At 63.0% G+C, this 7,430-nt stretch carries 8 protein-coding genes; 3 read left to right on the top strand and 5 right to left on the bottom strand.

Going from position 1 to position 7,430, the window contains the following annotated elements; genetic code table 11:
• The coding region (locus JHD07_RS11025; protein ID WP_291621886.1) for an AMP-binding protein at nt 1–581 on the bottom strand (581 nt) is incomplete at its 3' end.
• 64 nt (nt 582–645) lie between these two features.
• On the opposite strand from JHD07_RS11025, the gene JHD07_RS11020 reads away from it, so the two are divergent.
• Nucleotides 646–1,722 carry an extensin family protein gene (locus JHD07_RS11020; protein WP_291621884.1) on the top strand — a complete coding sequence of 359 codons (1,077 nt, stop codon included), beginning with the start codon at nt 646–648 and terminating at the stop codon, nt 1,720–1,722.
• 46 nt (nt 1,723–1,768) lie between these two features.
• Here JHD07_RS11020 and JHD07_RS11015 read toward each other — a convergent pair whose 3' ends face one another.
• Nucleotides 1,769–2,455 (bottom strand): L,D-transpeptidase, encoded by a 687-nt coding sequence (locus JHD07_RS11015; protein WP_291621882.1) that lies wholly within the window; start codon nt 2,453–2,455, stop codon nt 1,769–1,771.
• A gap of 333 nt (nt 2,456–2,788) precedes the next feature.
• Here JHD07_RS11015 and JHD07_RS11010 point away from each other — a divergent pair, with 333 nt between their 5' ends.
• Both JHD07_RS11010 and JHD07_RS11005 read left to right on the top strand, forming a co-directional pair.
• Nucleotides 2,789–3,766 carry a magnesium transporter CorA family protein gene (locus JHD07_RS11010; protein WP_291621881.1) on the top strand — a complete coding sequence of 326 codons (978 nt, stop codon included), beginning with the start codon at nt 2,789–2,791 and terminating at the stop codon, nt 3,764–3,766.
• 617 nt (nt 3,767–4,383) lie between these two features.
• A complete protein-coding gene (locus tag JHD07_RS11005) occupies nt 4,384–5,025 on the top strand; it encodes a Uma2 family endonuclease (RefSeq protein WP_291621879.1) in 642 nt (213 codons plus the stop codon).
• Nucleotides 5,026–5,848: 823 nt separating this feature from the next.
• Here JHD07_RS11005 and JHD07_RS11000 read toward each other — a convergent pair.
• The 3 genes from JHD07_RS11000 to JHD07_RS10990 form a co-directional block, all read right to left on the bottom strand.
• On the bottom strand, nt 5,849–6,601 hold the full coding sequence (locus tag JHD07_RS11000) for an SDR family oxidoreductase (protein WP_291621876.1): 753 nt from the start codon (nt 6,599–6,601) through the stop codon (nt 5,849–5,851).
• A gap of 25 nt (nt 6,602–6,626) precedes the next feature.
• Nucleotides 6,627–7,268, bottom strand: coding sequence for a pyridoxamine 5'-phosphate oxidase (pdxH, locus tag JHD07_RS10995; RefSeq protein ID WP_291621874.1), 642 nt, complete (start codon nt 7,266–7,268; stop codon nt 6,627–6,629).
• Nucleotides 7,219–7,430, bottom strand: a 212-nt coding sequence (locus JHD07_RS10990; protein ID WP_291621871.1) for a hypothetical protein, incomplete at its 5' end; no start/stop codon positions are given. The genes JHD07_RS10990 and pdxH, both read right to left, overlap by 50 nt.

Genomic DNA, 7,430 nt, shown 5'->3' with positions numbered 1-7,430 from the left:
CCCTTGGGGTCACCGGTCGTGCCGGAGGTGTAGCACATCGCCGCCGCCGTGTTCTCGTCAAACTCCTTCCATTTGAAATTGCCTTCGGCCTCCGCAATCCAGTCCTCGTAGGCGACCACGTTCTTCAGCGTCGTCTGCGGCATGTGAGCCTTGTCGGTGAGCACGATGTAGCGCTCCACGCTGGGCAGCTTGTCCGCGATCTTCTCCAGGATCGGAACGAAGGTGATGTCGGTCATCACGATGCGATCCTGCGCATGGTTGATGATCCAGGCGATCTGTTCGGGGAAAAGGCGGGGATTGACCGTATGGCAGATGGCGCCGATCCCCATGATGCCGTACCAGACCTCCAGATGGCGCCAGGTGTTCCAGGCGATCGTTGCGACGCGGTCGCCGAGCTTGATGCCCTCGCGATCGAGCACCTGCGAGACCTTGAGTGCGCGCTTGTGGATCTCGGCGTAGTTGGTGCGATGGATTGGCCCCTCGACAGAGCGCGTGACCACCTCCTGCTTGCCATGAATCCTGGCGGCGTGTTCGATGATCCGGTGGCAGAGCAGGGGCCAGTCTTGCATCAAACCAAGCATTCTCACGTTCCTCCGAGAAGTCGCTGGGCGCGTTGTCGCTCTCAGCTTGGGCCAAAGAATTGTGATGACTTTTAGCCTGACGGACTTTCGCCGCAAATGGTCTTGTCGCGGCTATATGTCCGCCGGCGCGGCAATGGTTACCGCTGTGCTGGGGCTGTCAGTCGTGCCCATTGAGAGGGCAGAAGCGCGGAAATATCCTGCGCCGCTCGATATCTTTGGCCTTGGTACACCACGGCCGCGCGCGACCGTTCGTACCGCAAAGATTCCCCTGCCAAAACCGCGGCCCGAAGAGGCGCCCAAAGCGACGGACGAGGCCCAGTCCGAAGCAGAGACAAAGCCATCTCCCGACAAGGCGGGCGCGGACAAGCCCGCCGAGGCCGCGCCGCCGCCGGAGAAGCAGGCTTCCGCCTGCCGGCTCGCGCTGACCGAGGAGATCGCGATCGCGCCCTCCATTCCGGACATCCGCGGCCCCGGCGCCTGCGGCGGCGAGGATCTGGTGCGGCTGGAGGCCGTCGTACTGCCGGACAAAAGGAAGGTGGCCGTCAAGCCCGCGGCCATCCTCCGCTGCACCATGGCGTCCGCGATCGCCGATTGGGTGCGCAAGGACATGGCGCCGCTGGCGACCAGCCTCGGCTCGACCATCAGCGATCTCGACAATTTCGACAGCTTCGAATGCCGGGGCCGCAACCGTGTCGCCGGCGCGACGCTGTCCGAGCACGGCAAGGCCAATGCGATCGACATCCGCGCCATCAAGCTCGCCAACGGGCAGTCGATCGGCTTCACCGACCGCACCGCTGCGCGCGAGGTCCGCGAGCGCGTGCTGCATTCGGTTTGCGCGCGCTTCTCCACCGTGCTCGGCCCAGGGTCGGATTGGTACCATGAGGACCACATCCACCTCGACCTGGCGCAGCGGCGCAACGATTACCGGATCTGCCAGTGGAACGTGTGGGAGCCCCTGCCGCAGGTCGCCCCGCTGCTGCCGACGGAACGTCCGGAGGAGGCGCCGCCGCGGGAGATTGCGGCCAAGCCCGAGGCAAAGGAAGGCGCTAAGGAGGCGCCGGAGACATCCGCTTCGCCAGAGGAGAAGCCCGAACCTGAGAAGGCCCAACCGTCCAAGCCGGCAACAAAAAAGCGCCGGTGAACCGGCGCTTTTGAATCCTTTGAAGGTCGACCCAGGTCAGAGGCGATCAGTAGCTGGCCGCCTGGCCGTTTTGGCTGTTGCCGAGCGCTAGGCGCGAATTGTAGGGCGAGTCGCCGTGCTTGGGCTCGAGCACCACGACGATGGTGCCGAGCTTGACGCGATCATAGAGATCGATCGCGTCCTCGTTGGTCAGGCGGATACAGCCCGACGAGATCGAGGCGCCGATATATTCCGGCTGGTTGGTGCCGTGAATGCGGAACAGGGTGTCCTTGCCCCCGGAATGGAGGTACAGCGCGCGGGATCCCATCGGATTGTCCGGGCCGGGCGCGACATAGGTCGGCACGCCCAGGCGCGAGATTTCGCCGGGGGTCGGGTGCCAGGCCGGCCACTCGGTCTTGCTGGCCACCTTGGCGATGCCCGACCAGGCCATTGCCTCTTCGCCGACGGTGATGCCGTAGCGGATCGCTTTGCCGCCTTCCAGGACGTAATAGAGGTAATGGTTGTCGGAATCGACCACGATCGAGCCCGGCGCCTCTTTGCGGTGGAATTCGACGATGGCACGGCGGAACGGCTCTGCGACCGCGGTATTTTCGTACTTCACCTTGGCAAGGAGTTCCTTGTCCTTCGGCTTGAAAGCCTTGGTGTCGGTCGCCTCGTAGCGCGTGGCTTGCATGCAGCCCGACAACATCAGGCCAGCCGCCAGAATTCCAAATATAACTTTCAGCGACGACATGTTCGGTTCCAATCAAAACAATACCGTGCGGAAGGGCCTGAGCTTAGCGCCCAAGTTCCTCGACTCCGTTAATCCCATTATCGTTGAAATCTGCCACAATTCCAGCGCTGATGCCCTCTCCCGCGCTGCAGGAGCCGACCTGTGGCTTTTCTGCCGCAAATTTGGCTGGGATCCCGGGGTTTTTTGGCCGGATCAGCCAGAGTGTCGATTTCGGGCCACAGTTAACCAGCTCCGCCGCGGGGTCCAAACGATCCCATGATGTTCTTGTCATCGTGATCCTGTCAGAATCGCGCTAAGGGCTGTCCGTCTGCCGCAGGATCTCTGGAGTGTTTGATGTTTTCGGTGTTTGTTCCCTCCGAGTTCGCCCTCAAGAAGGCTGTCATCGAGGATCTTGCGACGGTACCGGAGAACGCGGTCTGGATCGACCTCGTCAATCCGAGCGCGGCCGAGGATAAGGCCGTGGAGCGGCTCGCGGGTATCGCCATCCCGACCCGCGAAGACATGCAGGAGATCGAGATTTCGAGCCGGCTCTATATGGAGAACGGCGCGCGCTACATGACCGCGACGTTGATGTGCCACTCCGATACCGACATGCCCCGGACCACGCCAGTGACCTTCATCCTGGGCGACCACCGCCTGGTGACGGTGCGCTACGACCTGCCGAAGCCCTTCAGCCTGGTCGAGGCCAAGCTCGCCCGTTCCTGTACCCCGTCGATCACCGGCGAGATGGTGCTGATGGAGCTGCTGGACGCGGTGATCGACCGCTGCGCCGACATTCTGGAGCGCTGCGGCGCCGAGATCGACCAGGTCAGCCACGACATCTTCGAGCCCGAGAGCGAGCGCCACGGTCAGGCCAAGAGATATTCCCAGATCCTGATCTCGATCGGTCGCAAGGGCGATCTGACCTCGAAGGTGCGCGAGAGCTTGGTATCGATCGGCCGCGTCGTGACGTTCCTGTCCGCCGTCGTCGAGGGCGTGAAATGGTCGAAGGACATGCGCGAGCAGCTCAAGACCATGCAGCGCGACGTCGCCTCGCTGACCGACCATGCCTCCTATCTCTCCAGCAAGATCACCTTCACCCTCGATGCCATGCTCGGCGTCGTCAATCTCGAGCAGAACAACATCATCAAGCTGTTTTCGGTCATGGCCGTTGTCCTGATGCCGCCAACCCTGATCGCCTCGGTCTACGGCATGAACTTCAAGGTGATGCCCGAACTCGAATGGGTGCACGGCTATCCGATGGCGCTGGTGATGATGCTGATCGCCGCCATCGTCCCGTACTGGATCTTCAAGTGGAAGAAGTGGCTGTAGGAACCGTGCGCGAGCAAAGATACCTACCGAGAGCTTACGCCGCTCGCAGAGACACGGTGGATCGTGTCGCAGAATAGATCGGGATTGAGGCCGTGCGGTGGCGTCCGCATCGCGCCGCAATTCCTCCGGTAAAATTTGAGCGGTGGGCTGAACGTTTGCGCGAAACTTGTCTGCGATAAGCAGTGCGTAGCCGCGAGGAACAGCCATGGTTGAGAAACACATAACGTCGCCCCGCAACGTCATCGATCTGGCGAACTATCGCCAGGTCGTGGCGAGCGGCAAGGCGCCGTCGATGTCGGCACGCATGTGCCGGCACTGTGGTGCTCCGCTGCTCGATGGCGAGAACGATGACGACTGCTCGACTGCATTCAGCACGGCCGCTCCGCGGTCGCACGAAAGGTCACGTCGGATTCGACTCGATTGAGGAACGGAAGCCAAGGGCGATCCAGGTCTTGCGGCGGCGTTGTCTGGATCGCCTTGCTTCCCTCAGCAAGTCTTCGCAGATGCTCAGCTGCGGCGTCCGATCTGGGGCCATAGCGCTCCGCCCCAGTCATCCTTATCTCTCTTGGTGTTCGTGGCGGAGCGGTTAAGCTGCGCTCGTGTCATCGGAGGTGCCGATGGGTGTTGGTATCAAGGAATTCGCCAAAGACCCCGCGAAGGCCGGACGGATGTCGGGCGAACGCTTCCGCGCGTTTCAGGAGCGTCGCCCGGACCATGAGCGCTGGGAGCTCATCGCAGGTGTCCCCATGATGATGACGCCGCCGACGATCGCGCACAACCATATCTGGGGAAACCTCGAGCGTTTGCTCAATGATGCGCTCGCCGGGCATGATCAGGGTCGCATCGCCATGCAGCGTCCCGGCATTGAACTCGGGTCGGGTGAATTCCGCCCGGAGCCGGATGTGGCCGTGATCGATGCCGACTACGAACCGGGGCAGCGGTTCGTGGACCGGGCTTATCTGCTGGCGGAGATCATCTCGTCCACCGACGACACGCGCGTGCCCGACACCGACGCGAAGTGGATCGACGTCAAGCGGACCATCTATCTCGCGCACGCCGCCTGCGAAGCGGTGCTCATCATTGAGCAGGATCGGATGGAAGTGCGTCTCGATACAAGGACGACGGCCGGTTGGAGTTCGCAGACGTTGGGTCCGGCCGACGAACTGAAGCTCCCTGCCTTCGGACTGCAATGTGCGGTCGCCGATCTCTACGAGGGAACGCCGCTACAGCCTCGCCGCGGGCGCAAGCGGCCCGCCTGAGCCTCACGTCACCCGTCGGGCAAGACACCCGGAGAAGCTGTCAATCCGTCACCGCAAAAATATTCTTCTTTACCGAAATTCGGTTTCGGCGTATGTGTCCCCTATCCCGGCTCATCCAAGAGGGGCGATCTTGTGGTCGTCACTGTCGCGAGCCGGGCTTGCGGTGGACGCGGCAGCGTCGGCGCGAGAGGTGCGGGCAGGGCGGGTAGTCCCTGTGAGTCCGCGGCCGCGCGCGGACGAACGGCGCTGCTAGGTTTCGTCTCGTCTGTAAGTTTCCGGTGCTGTCGACGGCATCGGGAAAACTGCGGCGAAATGGCGGGCCGTGCGTACGGCAAAACCGTGTGGTCCTGGCCGTCGTTGCTACGGTCAAGCCTGTCGCGAAGATGTGCGCGAGCCCAACCGGGCAGACGGCATCGTCAATTTGCGGGGCGAGGGAGGCCAAAAGGAAAGTTCGGCTCCCGGGAGAGCACGGCATAAGCCGTCCGACCATCGCGCAGGGAAGGCCGAGTGATCGGCACCACCTGTATGCTGCTGTGCGGTTTTCCTGCGTGTGCATCGTGCGCAGCAGACCGCGGGTGCGATGTCAGCACCCGGCCTTCCCTGTGCCCTCTTGGATTGAGGGGGTGGAAAGATGAAGCAAAGCTCGGGTGGACGAAGCCGCGAGGCCGCGAAGCTGTGTCTGAAAATTCAAATGCGAGCTGGAAGGGCGAAGTTGCTGCGTCATATTCCGTCATTGCGCGCGAAGCGAACCAATCCAGAGTCTTTCCGCGGAGGGATTCTGGATTGCTTCGTCGCAAGGGCTCCTCGCAATGACGAGAAGAGACTACACGTGCTGGCCGCCGTTGATGTGGATCTCGGCGCCGTTGACGTAGGAGCTGGTGTCCGTGCACAGCACGTAGATGATCTTGGCGACCTCGTCGGGCGTGCCGAGGCGGTGCAACGGGATCTGCTGTTCGACGATCTTCTCGGTGCCCGGCGACAGGATCGAGGTGTCGATCTCGCCCGGAGCGATCGCGTTGACGCGCACGCCGATGCGGCCGAAGTCGGACGCCATCTCGCGCGTCAGCGAGGCAAGCGCGGCCTTCGAGGTGGCATAGGCCGCGCCCGCGAAGGGATGCACGCGCGAGCCAGCGATCGAGGTGACATTCACCACCGAACCCTTGGCCGCCTTCAATTCCTCGATCAGTCCGCGCGCGATCATGATCGGCGCGAAGAAGTTGACGTGGAAGACGTGCGTCCAGGTGTCGAGATCGGTGTCGACCGAGCCGAGCCGGGAACCGCCGGGCCCCTTCGGCGAGATCGCGGCGTTGTTGACGAGGGCGTGCAGCATGCCGCCCTCGAGCCGATCGCGGATTTCGGAAATCGCGCGGGTGGTATCCTGGGGATTGCCGAGGTCGACCTGGATGTGGTCCTCAGGGCCGGCATCCCACGGGCAGTCCTCCGGGAAGGGATGCCGCGAGCAAGTGATGACGCGCCAGCCCGCCGAGGAAAAACGGATCACGGTGGCGTGGCCGATGCCGCGGCTGGCTCCGGTCAGGAGGAGCGTGCGGCGCGGCGCATTGGACGAATGCGGCATGGACATCTTTCAGGCGGCCCAATCTTTACGGATACATCCGCGTCTTGGACCACGGTTGGCCGGCCGCGTCACGGCGAAATTCGATACGGTCGTGCAGCCGGAACGGGCGGTCATGCCAGAACTCGATCCGCGAGGGGGTGATGCGCCAGCCGCTCCAGCCCGGCGGCCGCGGCACTTCGCCGATGACGTATCTGGCGGCGACCTTGGCGATGGCCTGTTCGAAGGCGAAGCGGCTCTCCAACTCCTGCGACTGCTTGCTCGCCCAGGCGCCGATCTGGGCCTGCTTCGGTCGCGTCGCGAAGTAGGCGTCGGCCTCCGCGTCGGTCACCGGCGTCACGTTGCCGCGGATCCGGACCTGACGGCGCAGCGACTTCCAGTGGAAAAGTAACGCTGCCTTAGGATTTGCGGCGAGTTCGCGGCCCTTCTGGCTCGCGATGTGGCTGTAGAAGACGAAGCCTTCGGTGTCGAAGCCCTTCATCAGCACCATGCGCACGTCTGGCAGCCCGTCAGGGTCGACGGTTGCGAGCGCCATGGCGTTGGGATCGTTCGGCTCGCTCTTGATCGCCTCGTTCAGCCAGCTTTCGAACAGCGCAAATGGCTCGTCGGCGGCGGTGAAATCACCGGATGTTAAGGGTGTCTGGTGTTTCATCGAGGTCGTGTCGGTCATGTCCGGAGTCCGAGTTGCGTTCCGCGGCCCAAAACGCGTTGTTGTCCGCTACCGCCTTATATAGGGTATGGGGAGGCGTTGGCCTATCGGCGATCCGGCCATCCGGTGTCGTCATGACGATGATTCTGATCGGGCTTGGTGCCGGCGGCTGCAGCTTTTCCC

It is taken from the genome of Bradyrhizobium sp. (genome assembly GCF_016462955.1).
Taxonomy (GTDB): Bacteria; Pseudomonadota; Alphaproteobacteria; order Rhizobiales; family Xanthobacteraceae; genus Bradyrhizobium.
This window is presented reverse-complemented; position numbering and strand designations above follow the sequence as displayed.

Bases quoted from the DNA above. Each gene is read 5' to 3' on its own strand.
- JHD07_RS11020 (WP_291621884.1), top strand. From the start codon at position 646: ATGACTTTTAGCCTGACGGACTTTCGCCGCAAATGGTCTTGTCGCGGC.
- JHD07_RS11015 (WP_291621882.1), bottom strand. From the start codon at position 2,455: ATGTCGTCGCTGAAAGTTATATTTGGAATTCTGGCGGCTGGCCTGATG.
- JHD07_RS11010 (WP_291621881.1), top strand. From the start codon at position 2,789: ATGTTTTCGGTGTTTGTTCCCTCCGAGTTCGCCCTCAAGAAGGCTGTC.
- JHD07_RS11005 (WP_291621879.1), top strand. From the start codon at position 4,384: ATGGGTGTTGGTATCAAGGAATTCGCCAAAGACCCCGCGAAGGCCGGA.
- JHD07_RS11000 (WP_291621876.1), bottom strand. From the start codon at position 6,601: ATGCCGCATTCGTCCAATGCGCCGCGCCGCACGCTCCTCCTGACCGGA.
- pdxH (WP_291621874.1), bottom strand. From the start codon at position 7,268: ATGACCGACACGACCTCGATGAAACACCAGACACCCTTAACATCCGGT.